This is a genomic window from Mesoflavibacter sp. (genome assembly GCF_964226795.1).
GTDB classification, from domain to species: domain Bacteria; phylum Bacteroidota; class Bacteroidia; order Flavobacteriales; family Flavobacteriaceae; genus Mesoflavibacter; species Mesoflavibacter zeaxanthinifaciens.
On record NZ_CAXQQP010000009.1, the window covers coordinates 35485 to 55530 of the forward strand.

17 protein-coding genes are annotated in these 20046 nt (G+C 31.9%); 11 read left to right on the forward strand and 6 right to left on the reverse strand.

Annotated features, from left to right (window positions below):
- Positions 1 to 18 precede the first annotated feature (18 nt).
- Together groES and groL are read left to right on the forward strand one after the other, a co-directional pair.
- On the forward strand, positions 19 to 297 hold the full coding sequence (groES, locus tag ACEQT4_RS08640) for a co-chaperone GroES (protein WP_027880529.1): 279 nt from the start codon (positions 19 to 21) through the stop codon (positions 295 to 297).
- A 73-nt stretch (positions 298 to 370) separates the two neighbouring features.
- Positions 371 to 2008 (forward strand): chaperonin GroEL, encoded by a 1638-nt coding sequence (groL, locus tag ACEQT4_RS08645; protein WP_027880528.1) that lies wholly within the window; start codon positions 371 to 373, stop codon positions 2006 to 2008.
- A 52-nt stretch (positions 2009 to 2060) separates the two neighbouring features.
- Here the strand turns inward: groL and ACEQT4_RS08650 are convergent, their stop codons facing one another.
- Positions 2061 to 2489: an exosortase F system-associated protein gene (locus ACEQT4_RS08650; RefSeq protein WP_027880527.1), complete on the reverse strand. Its 429-nt coding sequence runs from the start codon at positions 2487 to 2489 to the stop codon at positions 2061 to 2063.
- Positions 2482 to 3033 (reverse strand): exosortase family protein XrtF, encoded by a 552-nt coding sequence (xrtF, locus tag ACEQT4_RS08655; RefSeq protein ID WP_370227019.1) that lies wholly within the window; start codon positions 3031 to 3033, stop codon positions 2482 to 2484. Before xrtF ends, ACEQT4_RS08650 begins: the two co-directional genes overlap by 8 nt.
- 80 nt (positions 3034 to 3113) lie before the next feature.
- On the opposite strand from xrtF, the gene ACEQT4_RS08660 reads away from it, so the two are divergent.
- The 7 genes from ACEQT4_RS08660 to rodA all read left to right on the forward strand — a co-directional run bounded on the left by ACEQT4_RS08660 (position 3114) and on the right by rodA (position 11035).
- Positions 3114 to 3569 (forward strand): GAF domain-containing protein, encoded by a 456-nt coding sequence (locus ACEQT4_RS08660; RefSeq protein WP_027880525.1) that lies wholly within the window; start codon positions 3114 to 3116, stop codon positions 3567 to 3569.
- A gap of 157 nt (positions 3570 to 3726) precedes the next feature.
- Positions 3727 to 5256 carry a bifunctional phosphoribosylaminoimidazolecarboxamide formyltransferase/IMP cyclohydrolase gene (gene purH, locus ACEQT4_RS08665; RefSeq protein ID WP_370227021.1) on the forward strand — a complete coding sequence of 510 codons (1530 nt, stop codon included), beginning with the start codon at positions 3727 to 3729 and terminating at the stop codon, positions 5254 to 5256.
- Between the two features lie 226 nt (positions 5257 to 5482).
- The gene (locus tag ACEQT4_RS08670) at positions 5483 to 6511 is read left to right on the forward strand and encodes a rod shape-determining protein (RefSeq protein WP_027880522.1); all 1029 of its coding nucleotides are present in this window, start codon (positions 5483 to 5485) and stop codon (positions 6509 to 6511) included.
- Between the two features lie 12 nt (positions 6512 to 6523).
- Positions 6524 to 7336, forward strand: coding sequence for a rod shape-determining protein MreC (gene mreC / locus ACEQT4_RS08675; RefSeq protein ID WP_027880521.1), 813 nt, complete (start codon positions 6524 to 6526; stop codon positions 7334 to 7336).
- The gene (locus ACEQT4_RS08680; RefSeq protein ID WP_027880520.1) at positions 7329 to 7835 is read left to right on the forward strand and encodes a hypothetical protein; all 507 of its coding nucleotides are present in this window, start codon (positions 7329 to 7331) and stop codon (positions 7833 to 7835) included. The genes mreC and ACEQT4_RS08680 overlap by 8 nt, the downstream gene beginning before the upstream one ends.
- A complete protein-coding gene (gene mrdA, locus ACEQT4_RS08685; RefSeq protein WP_370227022.1) occupies positions 7832 to 9757 on the forward strand; it encodes a penicillin-binding protein 2 in 1926 nt (641 codons plus the stop codon). The genes ACEQT4_RS08680 and mrdA overlap by 4 nt, the downstream gene beginning before the upstream one ends.
- A complete protein-coding gene (gene rodA, locus ACEQT4_RS08690) occupies positions 9758 to 11035 on the forward strand; it encodes a rod shape-determining protein RodA (RefSeq protein WP_370227024.1) in 1278 nt (425 codons plus the stop codon).
- Between the two features lie 51 nt (positions 11036 to 11086).
- On the opposite strand, the gene ACEQT4_RS08695 is transcribed toward rodA, so the two are convergent.
- Complete coding sequence (locus ACEQT4_RS08695) at positions 11087 to 13822, reverse strand: outer membrane beta-barrel protein (protein WP_370227025.1); 2736 nt, start codon at positions 13820 to 13822, stop codon at positions 11087 to 11089.
- 23 nt (positions 13823 to 13845) lie between these two features.
- Positions 13846 to 14751 (reverse strand): GLPGLI family protein, encoded by a 906-nt coding sequence (locus ACEQT4_RS08700; RefSeq protein WP_370227026.1) that lies wholly within the window; start codon positions 14749 to 14751, stop codon positions 13846 to 13848.
- Positions 14752 to 14908: 157 nt separating this feature from the next.
- Between ACEQT4_RS08700 and ACEQT4_RS08705 the strand changes: the two genes are divergently transcribed.
- Together ACEQT4_RS08705 and ACEQT4_RS08710 are read left to right on the forward strand one after the other, a co-directional pair.
- Complete coding sequence (locus ACEQT4_RS08705; protein ID WP_370227028.1) at positions 14909 to 15688, forward strand: hypothetical protein; 780 nt, start codon at positions 14909 to 14911, stop codon at positions 15686 to 15688.
- Between the two features lie 2 nt (positions 15689 to 15690).
- A complete protein-coding gene (locus ACEQT4_RS08710; protein WP_027880514.1) occupies positions 15691 to 16305 on the forward strand; it encodes a deoxynucleoside kinase in 615 nt (204 codons plus the stop codon).
- Positions 16306 to 16401: 96 nt separating this feature from the next.
- On the opposite strand, the gene ACEQT4_RS08715 is transcribed toward ACEQT4_RS08710, so the two are convergent.
- Both ACEQT4_RS08715 and ACEQT4_RS08720 read right to left on the reverse strand, forming a co-directional pair.
- Complete coding sequence (locus tag ACEQT4_RS08715) at positions 16402 to 17403, reverse strand: App1 family protein (protein ID WP_370227029.1); 1002 nt, start codon at positions 17401 to 17403, stop codon at positions 16402 to 16404.
- A 75-nt stretch (positions 17404 to 17478) separates the two neighbouring features.
- Positions 17479 to 19932 (reverse strand): sodium-translocating pyrophosphatase, encoded by a 2454-nt coding sequence (locus ACEQT4_RS08720; RefSeq protein WP_370227030.1) that lies wholly within the window; start codon positions 19930 to 19932, stop codon positions 17479 to 17481.
- Between the last annotated feature and the right edge of the window lie 114 nt (positions 19933 to 20046).

Here is a 20046-nt window from a genome sequence, read left to right on the forward strand (position 1 = left end):
AATCTAAAAATATATACAATGAGTAAACTAAACATTAAACCACTTGCAGATCGTGTTCTTGTAGAACCGCTTCCTGCCGAAACACAAACAGCGTCTGGTTTATACATTCCAGATACAGCACAAGAAAAGCAACACAAAGGAACTATAGTTGCAGTTGGTAACGGTAAAAAAGATGAGCCTTTAACTGTTAAAGTTGGTGATACTGTACTTTACGGTAAATACTCTGGTTCTGAAATCAAATTAGATGGTAAGGACTACTTAATGATGCGCGAAGAAGACATCATGGCAATTATTTAAGATTATTCTAAACCTAAATTAAGATTTAGAACATTCATTATTAACAATTCCAAAAACATTAAATTAAATAAAAATGGCAAAAGATATAAAATTTGATATTGAAGCTCGCGACGGATTAAAACGTGGTGTAGACGCTTTAGCAAATGCAGTAAAAGTAACATTAGGACCAAAAGGTAGAAACGTAACTATTAGTCGTTCTTTTGGCGCACCAGTAGTAACAAAAGATGGTGTAAGTGTTGCTAAAGAAGTAGAATTAGAAGACGCTCTAGAAAATATGGGCGCACAAATGGTAAAAGAAGTTGCTTCTAAAACTAATGACCTTGCTGGTGATGGTACAACTACTGCTACCGTTTTAGCTCAAGCAATAGTAAAAGAAGGATTAAAAAACGTAGCTGCTGGCGCTAATCCAATGGATTTAAAGCGCGGTATCGATAAAGCTGTAGAAGCTATCGTAACCGATTTAGGTAAACAAGCTAAAGAAGTTGGAGACTCTTCAGAAAAAATTAAGCAAGTAGCTTCAATCTCTGCAAATAACGATGATGTTATTGGAGATTTAATAGCTAAGGCATTTAGCAAAGTAGGTAAAGAAGGTGTAATTACTGTAGAAGAAGCAAAGGGAACAGATACTTATGTAGACGTTGTAGAAGGTATGCAGTTTGACAGAGGTTATTTATCGCCTTACTTCGTTACTGATAGCGAAAAAATGGTTACAGATTTAGAAAATCCTTACATTTTATTATACGATAAAAAAGTGTCTACAATGAAGGATTTATTACCTGTTTTAGAGCCTGTTGCTCAATCTGGTAAACCTTTATTAATCATCGCAGAAGATGTAGATGGAGAAGCTTTAGCCACTTTAGTAGTAAATAAATTACGTGGTTCTTTAAAAATTGCTGCTGTAAAAGCACCAGGATTTGGAGATCGTCGTAAAGCTATGTTAGAAGATATTGCAATCTTAACTGGCGGTACTGTTGTAAGTGAAGAAAGAGGTTACACTCTAGAAAACACAACTCTTGATATGTTAGGTACTGCAGAACGCGTAACTATTGATAAAGACAATACTACTGTTGTTAATGGTGCTGGTGATAAAGACATGATTACAAATAGAGTTAATCAAATTAAAGCACAAATTGAAACAACAACTAGCGACTACGATAAAGAAAAACTACAAGAGCGTTTAGCTAAGTTAGCAGGCGGTGTAGCTGTACTTTATGTTGGTGCTGCTAGTGAAGTAGAAATGAAAGAAAAGAAAGACCGTGTAGATGATGCACTTCATGCAACTCGTGCAGCTGTAGAAGAAGGTATTGTTGCTGGTGGTGGTGTTGCTTTAGTTAGAGCAAAATCTGTTTTAGAAAAATTAACTACAGATAATTTAGACGAAACTACAGGTATTCAAATTGTAGCTAGAGCTATCGAAGCGCCTTTAAGAACTATTGTTGAAAACGCTGGCGGAGAAGGTAGCGTTGTAGTAGCAAAAGTAATTGAAGGTAAAAAAGACTTTGGTTACGATGCAAAATCTGAAGCTTACGTAGATATGCTTAAAGCTGGTATTATAGATCCTAAAAAAGTAACTCGTGTAGCATTAGAAAATGCAGCTTCTGTTTCTGGAATGATCTTAACTACCGAATGTGCTTTAGTAGACATTAAAGAAGACAATCCATCTGGAGGAATGCCTGCAGGAATGGGCGGAGGTATGCCAGGAATGATGTAATATTATCAAATAAATAATACTAAAAAACCACTTCAAAATTGAAGTGGTTTTTTTATGTCTTTAACCGTTGATAATAATAAGCTGGCAAAAGCAATAACAATATTAAAGGCTGAATTAAAAAGCGCCTAATATTAAAAAATACGTAGTAATCTTCTTGTTTTGGATTTAAAACAAAGTACAAGAAAAGTATAATTAAAATGAAATAAGAAATCGAATAAACTAATACCGAAAACTTCACAACACTTTTATCTTTAAAAAACAGATATAAAATACCTAAAGAAATAATGGTGTTAATCCCATATCGCAATGTTGTAAAAGCTACCAATTTTGCAACTTCGCGTCTTGGCGAGTCCAAATACAAATAGTCATTTTGAAAAAACACCAAGTACGGATCATAAAACAATTCGTTTTCAAAAAAACGCACTAAAGCTAATAAGCAAAACAGCAAACCTATCCATATATATTTAGCGTATTTACCCATTAGTTTTCTTGATTTTAGAAAAACGATTCACCCAAAACATCCATAATAAAAATACCATTCCGTAAATTATTCCTGGAAAAATCACAGAGTGTAAAATTTCTTTTCGCCAAGGATAATGATACAATCCAATTGCTAAAATTACTATTCTAAAAAGATTAACTGTATAAATTAAAACACTACCTGACAAAATATAAAAAAAGGTGGTTTTTGGTTTACCTGCAAAAGCTACAACAAAAGCAATAAATAAAATTATAACACTTGTACCGTTACAACCTTCTATTACTCTTGCAACATATTTTTTATTAACTAAAAGCTTCATTGAAGGCTCGTCAGGATGTGGCAAAACTTGACTATCGTACCCAAAACTATCTAATAAAATTTCAGATTGGTTAGCAACCAAATTTGTCACGTAATCAGGATAATAAATCGTTCCTTTAGACAGCTCTAGATATTGACTATAAACAAAACTTAGCACACCATAAACCAATAAAAAAGTGATTATAAATTTAATAACAGACTTGTATTGTAATAATAAAGATTTCAAATGCGTAAATAGAAAAAAAATAGTTTTATAAATGTGGAAATTACACCTTTTTAAATACTTTTACCAAAAATTTTATGAAAATGAGTTTTGATACACTAAAACCTCAAGTTGAAGCTATAATTGCTAATTCTTCTTTATCTGAAGACGAAAAACTTTTAAACATATGTAAACTTCTAGAAACCAATATAGAATATTATAATTGGGTTGGATTTTACTTTAAAAACGGTGATAAAAACGAACTTAAATTAGGTCCTTATGTTGGCGAACCAACAGATCATACAATCATCCCTTTTGGTAAAGGTATTTGTGGTCAAGTTGCAGTAAGTAACAAAAATTTTGTCGTTCCGGATGTTTCTGCACAAGACAACTATATCGCATGTAGCATTACTGTAAAAGCCGAAATTGTAATTCCTATTTTTGTTAACGGAGAAAACATTGGTCAAATAGATATAGATTCTAACACTCCAGATCCGTTTACAGAAGCAGACGAACGTTTTTTAGAATTTGTTTGCCAAAAAGTAGCATCAATATTATAAAACGTAACAAATCAACAACTTACAAAAAGCAACTATTTCTTATAGTTGCTTTTTTTTATGTTAACAACTTATATTTTTTAGTTAAAAAAACTATAACAAACAAAGTTGAAAAAAACTTGAAATTCATTACATTTGATGGCTTATTAACACAACTATAATGAGCAACAAAACAATTAAATCTGCATTAATTTCAGTATTTAGCAAAGATGGTTTAGAGCCAATTGTTAAAGAACTTGACAAACAAGGTGTAACCATCTATTCTACTGGTGGTACAGAAAAATTCATTAAAGATTTAGGCATTAACGTCATTCCTGTAGAAGATGTAACGTCTTACCCTTCTATTTTAGGTGGTCGCGTTAAAACATTACATCCAAAAGTATTTGGTGGTATTTTAAATCGTCAAAATCATGATGGCGATGTTAAAGAAATGAAAGACTTTGACATACCACAAATAGATGTTGTAATCGTAGATCTTTATCCGTTTGAAAAAACGGTAGCTTCTGGCGCATCAAACCAAGATATTATTGAAAAAATTGATATTGGAGGTATTTCTTTAATACGTGCTGCTGCAAAAAATTATGCAGATGTTATTTGTGTATCTTCTGTAGATGATTATGCTGAATTTTTAGAGCTAATCACAGACAAAAAAGGAAATTTAAGCGAAGACGATCGTAAGCGTTTTGCTGCAAAAGCATTTAATGTATCATCGCATTACGATTCGGCAATCTTCAATTATTTCAACACCACTGAAAATATTCCTGCTTACAAATTAAGTGAAACTAAAGGTCAAGTTTTAAGATATGGCGAAAATCCTCATCAAGACGGTTTCTTCTTTGGTGATTTTGACGCTATGTTTACAAAATTACACGGTAAAGAATTAAGCTACAACAACCTTTTAGATGTCGATGCTGCTGTAAATTTAATAAACGAATTTAAAGGCGAAGCGCCAACTTTTGCAATATTAAAACATAATAATGCTTGTGGTTTTGCACAACGTAGTACAATAAAACAAGCTTATGCAGATGCATTAGCAGGCGATCCTGTTTCTGCTTTTGGAGGTATATTAATTTCTAATGTTGAAATTGATGCAGACACTGCTGCAGATATTCATAATTTATTCTGTGAAGTTGTAATTGCACCTTCATTTTCAGGTGAAGCTTTAGAGATTTTAAAAGGAAAGAAAAACCGTATTCTTTTAATCTTAAAAGACACACCGCTTTCTGCTAAAACTGTAAGAACATGTTTAAACGGTGTTTTAGTGCAAGATAAAGATAATAAGACTGATGTTGTAGAAGATTTTACTTATGCAACAAACACAAAACCAACAGATGCCGAAATTGAAGATTTAATCTTTGCTTCAAAGATTTGTAAGCATACAAAATCTAATACAATTGTTTTAGTAAAAGACAAGCAACTTTGTGCTAGTGGAACAGGTCAAACTAGTCGTGTAGATGCATTAAATCAAGCTATACATAAAGCAACATCTTTCAATTTTGATTTACAAGGAAGTGTTATGGCAAGTGATGCATTTTTCCCATTTCCTGACTGTGTAGAAATCGCAGGAAACGCTGGTATAACAAGCGTTATTCAACCTGGCGGATCTATAAAAGACCAATTAAGTGTTGATTATTGTAATGATAATAATATTTCAATGGTCATGACTGGGACACGTCATTTTAAACACTAATTTCTATTTAAAATATATTTAAAAGCTTCAGTTAAACACTGAAGCTTTTTTTATGCAAAAATTTTCAACTTCAATAAAATAAAACATAAAAAAATCTGTTACTTGAAAAGGAATTTATATCTTAATAAAATTAAGTAGCAAGTAAATTATTAAATTCACAATAATTTCAGCATTTTTCTTACTTTTACACCATCATATACTAATAGCAAATAATTACACGTAGCGCATGGGTTTTTTTGACTTTTTAACTGAAGAAATCGCAATAGATTTAGGAACAGCAAACACACTTATTATTCATAACGATAAGGTTGTGGTAGATGCGCCTTCCATAGTTGCCAGAGATAGAGTTTCTGGAAAAATCATTGCAGTTGGTCAAGAAGCTAACATGATGCAAGGTAAAACGCACGAAAACATTAAAACTATTAGACCTCTAAAAGACGGTGTAATTGCAGATTTTGATGCGTCAGAGCAAATGATTAGTATGTTTATTAAAAACATACCTGCATTAAAGAAAAAGCTATTTACACCTGCCTTAACAATGGTTATTTGTATTCCATCAGGAATTACTGAAGTTGAAATGCGCGCCGTAAAAGAAAGTGCAGAACGTGTTAACGGCAAAGAAGTGTACCTAATCCACGAGCCTATGGCTGCAGCAATTGGTATTGGCGTAGATATTATGCAACCTAAAGGAAACATGATTGTTGACATAGGTGGAGGAACAACAGAAATTGCAGTTATTGCTTTAGGTGGTATTGTTTGTGATAAATCTGTGAAGATTGCAGGAGACGTTTTTACAAACGATATTATATACTACATGCGTACACAACACAACCTTTACGTTGGAGAGCGTACTGCTGAAAAAATTAAAATCCAAATTGGTGCTGCTACCGAAGATTTAGATTTACCACCAGAAGACATGAGTGTTCAAGGTAGAGATTTGTTAACAGGTAAACCAAAACAGGTACAAATATCGTATAGAGAAATAGCTAAGGCATTAGACAAGTCTATTTTGCGTATTGAAGATGCGGTAATGGAAACATTATCTCAAACGCCTCCAGAATTAGCTGCGGATATTTACAATACAGGTATTTACTTAGCTGGTGGAGGATCTATGTTACGTGGTTTAGACAAGCGTCTTTCTCAAAAAACAGATTTACCTGTTTACATTGCAGAAGACCCATTACGTGCTGTAGTTAGAGGAACAGGTATTACGCTAAAAAACATAGGTAGATTTAAAGGCGTATTGATCAAGTAGGATAAAAACACTATGCAACAAATTGTAAATTTCATTTTAAGAAACAAATCGTTTTTGTTTTTCTTGTTGCTACTGTCTATCTCGGTTTCACTTACAATTCAATCACATTCTTATCACAGAAGTAAGTTTATAAATTCTGCTAATTTTTTTACTGGAGGACTTTATAATACTAGCAACTCAATTTCTAGTTATTTTAACTTAGAAGAAGAAAACCAAAAACTTAATAAAGAAAACGCTAGACTTAACACATTAATTGGTAATACTAAAAAGGAAAGTATTAGCTATATAGACACTACAACTTTTGAAAATACTTTTAAGTTTACACCTGCTAGAATAATTAAAAACAGCTACTCTAAGCAACAAAATGTTTTATTAATTAATAAAGGCAAAAAAGATAGTATAAAAGACGACTTAGCTGTTATTGACAATAATAAGATTATAGGTATTACAGCCAATTACAACTCAAAATACGCTACAGTTATTTCAATATTAAATACAACAAGTCGTATTAGTGCACAACTTAAAAAAACTAATCATTTTGGGACTTTAAGTTGGAACGGAAAGTCCCCAAAAGTTGTACAATTAACAGATATTCAAAAAAACGCTCCAGTTAAAATTGGAGATACTATTATAACTTCTGGTAGATCGTCAATTTTTCCAAAAGGAATACTTATTGGCTCTATCAAAGATTTTAAACTAGATATTACAGAGAATTATTACGAAATAAACGTTTCATTGTTTAATGACATGACCAATTTAGAGCATGTTATGGTTATAGAAAACAAAGACAAATCATTAATTGAAGATTTATTAAACAATGAATAATTTATTATCTATACATACATTAAGGTTTTTACTGTTAATAGTTTTTCAAGTATTACTATTTAATCATATTGATTTTTTAGGCTACGTAAACCCATACATTTACATACTTTTTATTGCATTATACCCTGTAAAAAACAATCGTATGTTGTTTTTATTTTTAAGTTTTTTACTAGGGTTAATTATAGATTTTTTCATGGATTCTGGCGGTATAAATGCAACAGCTTCTTTAATTATAGCCTTTATTAGACCTGCTGTATTAAAGTTTAGCTTTGGTGCAGTATACGAACACAATGTGCTAAAGTTTAACAACACTAATTTTATTCAAAAACTGGCTTACTTTAGCATCTTGATAGTTATTCATCATTTCTTTTACTTTTTGATGGAATTTTTTAACATTTCTAAAATAATTTTAATCTTAAAAAACACGTTATTATCCAGCATTTTTACTATACTACTTAGTATTTTAATAACTACTATTTTTAGCAAAAAAACTAAATGAGAAAATATATACTTTTCTTTTTTGTAATTATTGTTGGTATCATATTTATAGGTAGATTGTTATACTTGCAAGTATTTAACAGTCATGCCCAAAGCATTTATGATGACAATGCAATTAGAACAGTTTTTAATTATCCTAAACGAGGTTTTGTATACGACAGAAATGGTAAACTTTTAGTATCAAACCAACCATCTTATGATGTCATGGTTATTCCTAGAGATGTCAAACCTTTAGATACTTTAGAGTTTTGTTCACTTTTAAAAATCAATAAAGAACAGTTTTTAAATAAATATAATAAAGCTAGGCATTACTCACCAAGACTACCTTCTGTTTTTGTTTCTCATTTAGCAAAAGAAGATTACGCTATCCTTCAAGAAAAAATGAGAAAATATAAAGGATTTTATATTCAAAAAAGATCCTTAAGAAAATACGAAACCAATATTGGCGCAAATGTTTTAGGAGACATAGGAGAAGTCAATAGCAGAGATATAGCAAAAGACAATTACTACCATAGTGGAGATTTAATAGGTAAACAAGGTGTAGAAGCTTCTTATGAAAACATATTACGTGGACAAAAAGGGATTAAGTTTATCCAAAAAGATATCCATAATCAAGATATAGGACCTTATAAAAACGGTAAATATGATACGCTACCAAGAGCTGGTAAAGACATAAAAATTACAATTGATGCAGATTTACAAGCTTATGGAGAGTTACTAATGACCAATAAACGTGGTGGAGTAATAGCTATAGAACCAAAAACAGGAGAAATCTTAGCAATGGTTTCTGCTCCTACTTACAACCCAAATAGTTTAGTTGGAAGAAATAGAAGCAAAAACTTTACAAAACTATTTAACGACTCTATTGCAAAACCCTTATTTAACAGAAGCTTACAAGGTGTTTACGAGCCAGGTTCACCGTTTAAATTAATGAATGCTCTTATTGCTTTAGAAGAAAACGTTATGTCCCCTAATGAAAAAGTAACGTGTTATCACGGTATTAAATACGGTAACCGTTTTATGGGATGTCACTGTCCTTCTGGTAAAAGAAATGATATGATTGAAGGTATTGAAGAGTCTTGTAATGCTTATTTTTTAACAGCATATAGACGCATATTAGATAAATATGAAAATGCATCTGTTGGTATTGATAAATGGAGTAAGCATGTAAAAAGTTTTGGTTTAGGCAACTATCTAAATAACGATCTTTTTGTTGGTCAAAAAGGGCGAATTCCCGATAGAGAGTACTATAGCTATCAATATCCAAAAACCTTCTACTCTACTTATACTGTGTCTAATGCAATTGGACAAGGTGAAGTTGCTACAACACCTATACAGTTGGCAAATATGACTGCCGCAATAGCTAACAGAGGTTTTTATTTTACACCACACATTATTAAATCTATAGAAGGAGACACTATTCCTGAAAGTTTTAAAACACCAAAATACACTTCTATAAGCAAAGAAAATTTTGAACCAGTAATTGAAGGTATGCACCAAGTTTACAAAAGTGGTACTGCAAGTAGCCTTAAAATAAAAGATATTGAAATCTGTGGAAAAACTGGTACAGTAGAAAATTTTACCAGAATAGATAGTGTAAGAACACAGCTTACTGACCATTCTATTTTTGTGGCGTTTGCACCAAAAGACGACCCAAAAATTGCAATTGCTGTTTTTGTTGAAAATGGATATTGGGGAAGCAGATTTGCAGGAAAAGTTGCTAGTTTAATGATTGAAAAACATTTAAAAGGCGAAATCACAAGAACAGATTTAGAAGATTGGCTACTTTCACACAGTCTTGAAAACGAATACGCAAAACCTTATTCTGGTAAACCGTTTAAAATTAATGGCCAAACTGAGTTACAAGTCATTCCGCCAGAAGAATTTAATAAACTAAAACAAAAGTTAAACCAGCTTAACTAAATGCTAAGAGAAACAGACAGACATTTTAAATTTGATTGGCTAACCATAATACTATTTTTTTTATTAGTAGGATTTGGATGGGTTAATATACTATCTGCATCACATTCAGGCGACGCTATAGAACTTTTTAATTTTAGTCATTCTTACAGTAAACAATTAATATTTATTGGTTTATCTGTCGTTTTAATTATCTTTATTTTGTCTCTAGAAGCTAAATTTTACGAACGGTTTTCTAGTATTTTTTACCTCATCTCTATAGTTTCTTTAGTTGGTTTATTCATCTTTGGTAAAAATATTAACGGAGCCACTTCTTGGTACGCAATAGGATCTATGACACTTCAACCAAGTGAGTTTGCAAAAACAGCTACTGCGCTTGCTGTTGCAAAATACTTAAGCGATTTAAACACAGATATTAAAAGTTTTTCGGATCAATTAAAACTTTTTGGTATTATTGTGTTACCTGCTCTATTAATTTTACTTCAAAAAGATGCAGGTAGTACTTTGGTGTATAGCGCTTTCTTCTTTGTTTTATACAGAGAAGGTTTACCTCAAATCTATTTAGTTATTGCGGTTTTAATAGTTTTACTTTCTATTTCTGCATTAAAATTTGGACTAATAATTACTTTATTAGTTACTGCTTTTATTGTGCTAACTCATCATTTCACCAGAAAAAAGAGACCATCATTTTTTCAACCTTTAGTGGTCATTTTAATATCCGGAGCTCTAGCATTTACTGTAAGGTTTATTTATCAAAACTTTTTACCAGTCCATCAAAAAGACCGTATTACAATTTGGTTAAGCTTAGAAAAAGACCCTGTTAAATTGAAGCAAATGAAACAAACCATAGCTTACAATTTAAACGAATCTGAAAAAGCTATAAGTAATGGTGGTTTTGCAGGAAAAGGTTTTTTACAAGGTACACGTACTACAGGAAATTTTGTACCAGAACAACATACAGATTACATTTTTACAACCGTTGGTGAAGAATGGGGATTTATTGGTAGCACACTTACTGTTATTGTATTTGTATTGCTAATTGTAAGGGTTATTATTCTTGCAGAACGTCAAAAAAATCAATTTAGCCGTATGTATGGTTATGCGGTTGCTAGTATTTTATTTATTCACTTTAATATTAATATTGGTATGGTTATGGGATTAATCCCAACCATTGGCATACCGCTTCCGTTTTTTAGTTATGGTGGCTCTGGTCTTTGGGGATTTACTATTTTACTATTCATTTTTATTAAATTAGATTCTAATAGAATTAATGAGTGGTAATAAAAAAAGCGCCTTTTTAAAAGCGCTTTTTTACTGGACTAAAATTCAATACTATAAATTATATATAACTCTTAGTGTTAAAAATCTTGGTTGTATGTAGTACTGACTTGTACTTACAGAAAATGTTCCGTTGCTTGTTTGGTTTCTTGTCGCTGTATCTAACAAGTTTGTTGCTTTAAGCTCATATTCCCATTTACTATCATTTGTTTTACGATACGCTAAAGAGGCATTCCATAAATCAAAAGAGTTTATAGTTTCATCTTCATTTCTTAAATTACTGTATGTATAGTCTGTCTTAAAAGTTAATTTTTTGAAGATTAATGCATCAAATTCAAAAGTTGGTGCATTGGTATAAAACTTAGTTCTTGTATTACCTTGATCGCTATCTTGAATGCTGTAACGGTAGCTTACTTCAAAATTAGGTGCTTCTAAAAAGTTAGAACGTATACTTGCTGTATAGCTTTGATTATAGTTTTCGTTAACCGAAACAATATCATTAATTAACTGATTAAATTTTGTGTAGGCAAAACTACCTCTTACACTACCTTGTAGCTTACCAAATCGTCTTTGAAAACGTCCGCTTGCTGTAAAAGATTCGTCTTCAAAACCGGAGTTAAAAGGTGTACTACTTCTAATTACAGAACCGTCTTGAAACACCGATCTTGTCCTAATATTATCAATACTTTTTGTGTAATTTAAAAAGGCAAACACGTTAGTATAATTAAACATATTAAAGCTGAAATAACTTAAATTTAAGTTATGTGACAATGCACTTTCTAGATCTGGATTACCAATAAAAGTCGAATTGTAATTATTTAAAACTAATCCTCTAGCAAACTGATTAACATCTGTAAATTGGGTTTGCATTCTATAATTAAAACTTAAATTTTCTGATTGTTTAAGCTGAACACGAACATTTAAATCTGGTAATAATCTGAAAAAGTTATCTTTAGTTTCTTCTCCAAATTGCGTATTAATTGCGCTATAAGCATGAGCAGAAACACCTGGACTAATAGTAAACTTACCTGTTTTCCAACGGTAATGTAATCCTAAATACACATCGCTAAATGTGTAATCTGTATCATTTACATCGGTTACACCTGCAATTGGAGTTGTATCTAACTCGCTTCCGTTATCTAACACTTGAAAGATATTAGAATTAAACTGTTGCTTGCTGTAAATTGTCCCGATAGTAAAATTAATATCGCTCTTCTTATTAAGAATGTTCCAGTAATCTAATTTGGCATCTAATTGGTTAGATTTTACACGCTTCTCTTGATTTACATCGTATAAATTTTGATCTGTATTTAAGCCTAAAGCAAATGCAGTATTATCAAAAGCATCATTATCTGCATCTGCATTGTTTGTTGGATCGTTCTCTAAAACGGCTTTGTAAAAAGGATCTTCATCTTGAATTAAATGCTGCGCAGATAACGCAAAAATATTATTCTCGTCATGCGTGTAGTAGTAGTTTAAATTCTGATTGATACTGTATGGATTTGAGTTTTGATTTTCGTCAATGCCACCAACTACAGAAGATAATACTACTTGATCTTGAGACTCTTTAGATGTACGTCCAACAATATCGTAATCTAGTTGATTATTAGTGTTAGGTTTGTATTTAGCACTTAATTTAATCATTCCTAAATCACTTTTTTGATGTGTGTTTGTCTCTGTTTGTTCATTAGGAATATTTAAACTTTGGTCTGTATAAATTACATTTTGGTTTTCTTGTAAGTCTATACGACTACTAGAAAAAATACCAAAACCACTTAAGTCTAGAGTCTTTTTTGGTGAAAAACTGAAGTTAGCAGCACCAAACTTTGTATTAATATCTTTAGCTTGGTTATTTTGTAGTTGAAGAAAACTTAGATTATTATTTCCTAAACTTATATTTGTACCACTTTGCTGACTTGGCATTTGGAAACCACCAGAAAAGTTAAAGATATCACGACGTGTTAAAGCCAATTCACCAACATTATTTAAATCACCAATAAAGTTGATGCTTTTTTCTGGACTGTAATAAAACAATTTAGGTTGTGCTAGGTATAAAGTTTTGTCTGGAGAGTCACCAATACCGCCTGTAATAGTACCAAACCAGAAGTTTTTCTTTCCTTCTTTTAACTTAATATTTATGGCAATATTATCTTGATTATTAGTTACACCGCTAAGTTGACCAACTTCAGAATAGTTTTTTAAAACCTGCACTTTATCTACTGCATTTGCAGGAATATTTTTTGTAGCTAATTTAGAATCGCCATCAAAAAAGTCTTTACCATCTACCATAACTTTTCCAACAGCTTTACCTTCTACTTCAATTTCACCTTCATCATTTACTTCTACACCTGGAAGTTTTTCTAGGACATCACCAAGTTTTCTTTCGGTTCCGTTTTTAAAAGAATCTGCGTTATAAACTATGGTATCTCCACTAATGGTTACTGGCATTTCATAGGTTAATTCAACTTCATCTAAACTATCATCAAAAGACATTGTAAAGTCTTTTTCTACATTTGCTTCTTTAGTTTCTACTGTTTCTGATAAAGATTGCATACCGATATAACTAACAGTAATTGTATAGGTAGAATTTTCTTCTAAATTTAACTTAAAACGACCTTTATCGTTGGTAATCCCATAAGAATCTAAATTTTTTGTTGCTTGGTTTATAGCTACTACGTTGGCTAACTCTAAACCAACACCTGTACTATCTTTTACTACACCTTGAAACGTAACCTGTGCAAAAGATGTACTTGCTAGTAAAAATACTAGTAGTTTTATTATATTTTTCATATTGTAAGTTGGTAAGTACTTGGTTAGTTTCTTCTACCGCCACGTCTTGCTCTAAACATGGCACGCATTTCTTCCATTTTCTTTTTTACTATGTCTTGATACTCTTCTCTACCAACTTCTTTACCTTTAGTTGGTTTTTTGATTTCCTTTTTATTTTCAGGATTTAAAGTTATTTTAGTACAAAGAATAGTTGTTCTTCCAGAGTTTATTTCTAAAATCAATCCTGGTAATCCCCAATATTCTCCAGGTCCAGCGCTTACTGGTATTTGCATAGTATACCATGCTGTAATCTCTATTTCTTCAGGGATTTCTATCTCATCAAATGGATCTTTAAATTCTTCTTTTTTTGTGCTATCTTTTTGTTCTTCTGCATCTTCTTTCTCGTCATCTTTTTTCTTGTCTTCATCTCTACCTCTACGACGCATATTTGTCCAATCTGCAGCATCTACCTTTTTTACAGCTGTTGCTTTAAAACACATGTATTGACCAATTTGTTTGGTTTCGCCTGTCATTTTCCATTCGTATTTTGGTAAACTATCGTTAATTAAAAATTGCTTACCAAAAAACTCTTGATCCTGTAAGTACTCGTTTGTTTTTACATTTTTATAAACTGGACCACTGCTTCCCATTCCGCCCATCATACGCATTCCTCCTTGTGCTGGCGACTCTAAAGCTTCGTCTTCTTTATACATCGATTCTGTTTTATTAAACGTAAGTATAAAGGTTTTTTCTAGCATAGATTTCATACGCTCCATAATCATTTTCTTACGTTCTGGACTAAGCTCTCTGCCTCCAAAGTTATCTAAATCTACTGTCGTTTTTGACATGTAAACTGCTTCTCCTTGAAAATCATTTTGAGCATGTAAACCAAAAGCAATCAACATAATAAATATTGATCCATAGGTTTTTAAGGTAGTTCTTAAATTCATTTTAAAAATTTTAAGTATTAAATTTTAATCTTTTATTTGACTTTGAAATTAACCAATAGTTTAATTCTGAAATGTTAATTATTTACTAATAAAAAATTAGTAGTAAAATTGCTGATTTTGTTACAAATATGGTTTGAAATTTGTACATTGTATCTTAATGAAACAGCTTTTAATTTTACTTGCTTTTGTTAGCTCTTCTTGTTTTGCTCAAGAAGAAATCACTACTACTCTTATTGAAAAAAAATCTCTAAAAGCAGATTGGCTAGTTGGCATAGATAATTTTGAAGCAACTTACTTTATTAAAAACAACACCTTTAAAAAAGCGACTAGCAAAGACACTTTAAACTATAGTAACTTTCAGTTAGGTCAAATTACTAGTGCTAACGCTTTTAACTCTTTAAAGATTAATTTGTTTTATTCAGACTTTAATACGGTTATTATTCTTGACAACCGTCTAGCTGAAGTAGCAAAAATTGATTTTAATTCTGCTGAAAATTATAAAAACATCACCCATGTCACTACTGGTTTTGATAATACTATTTGGATTTACAATCAAGACTTTCAGTATTTAGAATTATTTGATTTTCAAACTAAAAAAACACGATACAAAACTATACCTGTAAGCTCTAAAGTTTTAGACCTAACTAGTAATTACAATTACTGTTGGCTACTAACAGATAATTTTTTGTACTGCTACAACTACTTTGGTAGCTTAGTTTACAAAATACCAAACACTGGTTTTACAAAACTTCAAGCCACTAAAGAAAACTTAATCATAAAAACCAATGATGGGTTAATCTATTACAACTCAAAAGACCAAACACAAAAAGAAATTAAAACTTCAAATATGTTAATAAAACAGTTTTTTGTAACCAATCAAATCCTGTATATTTACACCCTTAATTTTTTATCTAAATTTCAACTTAAAACCGACTAATTATGCACGTTGCTGTAGCAGGAAATATAGGCGCAGGTAAAACTACGCTAACCAAATTATTAGCTAAACACTTTAACTGGGAAGCTCAATTAGAAGATGTTGTAGACAACCCATATTTAGACGATTTTTATAACCAAATGGAACGTTGGAGTTTTAACCTACAAGTTTATTTTTTAAATAGTCGTTTTAGGCAAGTCACCCAAATAAACGAAAGTGGTAAAGACATTATACAAGACCGTACCATTTACGAAGATGCACATATTTTTGCACCTAACCTTCATGCTATGGGACTAATGACAAATCGTGATTATGAAAATTACAAATCACTTTTTGATCTTATGCAATCTTTTGTGCCAGGTCCAGACTTATTGATATATTTACGTAGTTCTATTCAAAATTTAGTAGCTCAAATCCACAAAAGAGGTCGTGATTATGAAAACTCTATAAGCATCGATTATTTAAGCCGACTTAATGAGCGTTACGAAGCTTGGATACATAATTATGACAAAGGAAACTTATTAATAATTGACGTAGATAATTTAGATTTTGTTGCAAATCCTGAAGACTTAGGTAATATCATTAATAAAATAGACGCGCAAATTAACGGATTATTTTAGATTTTTTTTGGCGTTACCCTAAAGGGTCAGGCTTTACGTTACAAATCCTCGCTCATGCTTCGCTGTGGGTTTTTCACTTCAATCCTTAACGCGGGTTTACTTAATAATACCTAAACCTTTAGCATGCGCAATAGCTTCTTTGCTGTTGTCTACTAACATAACAGGAATACTGTAATCTGCCAATAGTTTTTTAACACGCTGCATTTTCTGTTTATGTAATACACTACGCAAATAAACAACTTTAATACGGTTAGGAAAACTATTGACTAACTCTAAATAAATATCTGGATCATGCTCACTACTATCTCCAATTAATACAAAAGGTAGATTAGGATAGGTATTTAAAATATTAGTAATTTCTAGTTGTTTTTGAGGCTTGCAAGTAGATGTTTTCTTTTTAAAAATAGTTCTAAAACTACGAAGCAATATTGGTCCTTTAGGAAAGTTGTTAGTTTTTAAAAAAAACTCTAAATATCTGTATAAATTCCATGGACTATGACTTACATAAAATATAGGATTAGCCTTTTTACCAGTTGTACCACGATGTAAAAGATGATAAAACTCTGCTGCGCCTTCTAAAGGCATCCTACTTTGTACATGTTTTAAAAAGGTATTAAAAATAACACGCCATTTTAAAAATGAAGCTACTCCGGTATGAATAATCGTATCATCAATGTCACTTATTACACCAAAATCTGCATCTTTAGCAGGTATTAACATTTCACCTTTAAAACGGTTTTCTTTTTGAATGGTACGTTTTATGTTAGGTTCATCGTAAGAAAGCTCAAAATTTAACCAACCTTCTTCATTAACTAGATGTTTTAAATCTTCATTATTAACATCTATTTTATAGTATCCATCTTTATCGGTTTTTGTATAATAAACCCTGTTGTCTGGTAAGGTTATTTTTAGTTTGGTGTTTTTAATTTCGTCGGTTTCAAAACGCTTCCAAGTATTAAGGATAAGATTCCACAAGCTTTTTTCTTCTAAATTAATAGTTTCGTCTTCTAAAGCGCGACCACGTATATAGAAATGGTGTTGTGTACCATAACTTAAAAATGAAATTATTTGTAACGGATCTTTTTTAAACCAGCTCATATTAGATTCAAATATAACACAAAAAAAACCTGCTAAAAGCAATAGCAGGTCTTTAATTTTATAATACTTAAAGTATTAAGCTTGAGGTAAGTTTTTAATCTCTTCTTTTGTAACTTCTATTTGCTTATTCACTTTTTTGTTATTGCTGTCTTTAGCATTTTCTAAAGCATTAATTTTTGCATTAACTTCTTCTTCTGTTCCTGTAAAAACGTGCTTTTTCACAAAAGATTCTCCGTTACTAACTGTTGTTGATGTTACGTTTGCAGTTACAGTTCCGTCATTATTTTTTTCCATAATAACCTTTACTTTAACTTCTTTTTTATTACTATTATTTACTGTAACCTCAACATCTTTATTCATTGCCATACCTTCTTCCGCATCGTGATTCCCTAGGATTGGAGCTATTACTAATCCTACTAGACAGGTTAACTTAATTAAAATATTCATAGATGGTCCTGACGTATCTTTAAATGGGTCTCCGACAGTATCTCCGGTAACTGCTGCTTTATGCGCTTCACTACCTTTATACTCCATTTTTCCATCTATTTCAACACCTGCTTCAAAAGATTTTTTAGCATTATCCCATGCGCCACCAGCGTTGTTTTGGAAAATTGCCCACATAACACCAGACACACATACACCAGCCATATAACCTCCTAAAGGTTCGGCTCCAAAAACTAATCCGATAATTATCGGAGTGATAATTGTGATTAATCCTGGTAAAATCATTTCTTTTAATGCTGCTTTAGTAGAAATATCTACACATTTTGCATATTCTGGCGTACCAGTTCCTTCCATAATTCCAGGAATTTCTTTAAACTGACGACGTACTTCTTGCACCATTTCCATTGCTGCTTTACCTACAGATTGCATAGCTAATGCAGAGAAAATGACAGGAATCATACCTCCAACAAATAACATTGCTAACACATCTGCCTTAAAAATGTTAATACCATCAATACCTGTAAAAGTTACATAAGCAGCAAATAATGCTAACGCTGTTAAGGCTGCAGATGCTATTGCAAACCCTTTACCTACTGCTGCAGTTGTATTACCTACAGAATCTAAAATATCTGTACGTTCTCTTACGTGTGGCTCAAGTTCGCTCATTTCTGCTACTCCACCAGCGTTATCTGCAATTGGTCCAAACGCATCTATTGCTAATTGCATTGCTGTTGTTGCCATCATTGCAGAAGCTGCTAATGCAACACCATAAAATCCTGCTAATGCATACGACCCATAGATTGCTGCTGCAAATAAAATTACAGACAAGAAAGTAGATTTCATACCTACAGCTAAACCTGCAATAATGTTTGTTGCCGCTCCTGTAGAACTATTTTTTACTATATCTAAAACTGGTTTTTTACCTAAACTTGTGTAATGTGCTGTTACCATAGAGATTAATGCGCCTACTGCTAATCCAATCATAGCTGCATAAAAGACATGTCTTGACGGAATAGCTTTTACACCTTCCCCAAAGAAGCTCATTTGTATTGTTTCTGGTAACATCCAACGAATTAAGAACCAACTTGCAGCAAGTGTAATACCTATCGAAACCCAGTTTCCTACATCTAGTGCTTTTTGAACTTGAGACTCTTTAGCTTCATTTGAAGAAATTCTAACTAAAAACGTCCCTATAATTGAAGCTAAAATACCAACACCAGCTATGACTATTGGTAGTAAGATTGGTCCCATACCATTAAAAGATTCTAATACTGTCCCAGCATCTGCCATATCTTTTATGATATAGTTACCTAATACCATTGCAGCTAATACTGTTGCGACGTAGCTACCAAATAAATCTGCTCCCATACCGGCAACATCACCAACATTATCTCCTACGTTATCTGCAATTGTTGCTGGATTACGCGGATCGTCTTCTGGTATACCTGCTTCTACTTTTCCAACTAAATCGGCACCAACATCTGCAGCTTTAGTATAAATACCACCACCAACACGAGCAAAAAGTGCGATAGATTCTGCTCCTAAAGAAAAACCAGCTAAGGTCTCTAAAACGATAGTCATATTTTTATAAAAAGAATCTTCATTACCCATAAATTGCCCTAAGAACAATAAGAATAGTAAACTAAGCCCTAAAACTGCTAAACTGGCAACTCCTAATCCCATTACTGTTCCTCCACCAAAAGACACTTTTAACGCTTGTGGTAAACTTGTTTTTGCAGCTTCGGCAGTACGTGCGTTAGCGTCTGTAGCAATTCTCATTCCTATATTTCCTGCTAAAGCAGAAAAAACAGCTCCGATAATAAATGCAGGAATAATCATCCAACTAGTTGTTGATACAACTTGAGATATTCCAAATAATGCAATTGAAGCAATGACTACAAATATTGCTAATAATCTGTATTCTGCATTTAGAAATGCTAAAGCACCTTCTTTTATAGCTTTAGAAATACCTTGCATTTTCTCGTTTCCAGCAGCTTGTTTTTTTACCCAAGCCATTTTAACGAACATAAAAACAAGTCCGAGAATTGCCAATGCTATTGGCAAATAAATCATGTTTGATTCCATATTTATTTTGATTTGTTAGTGTTAATTATCGTAAATGTAACAAAATGGAATCTAATACAAAAACCCTTACAATCAATATGTAAGGGTTTTGAATATTTAAAATGTTTATAAAAT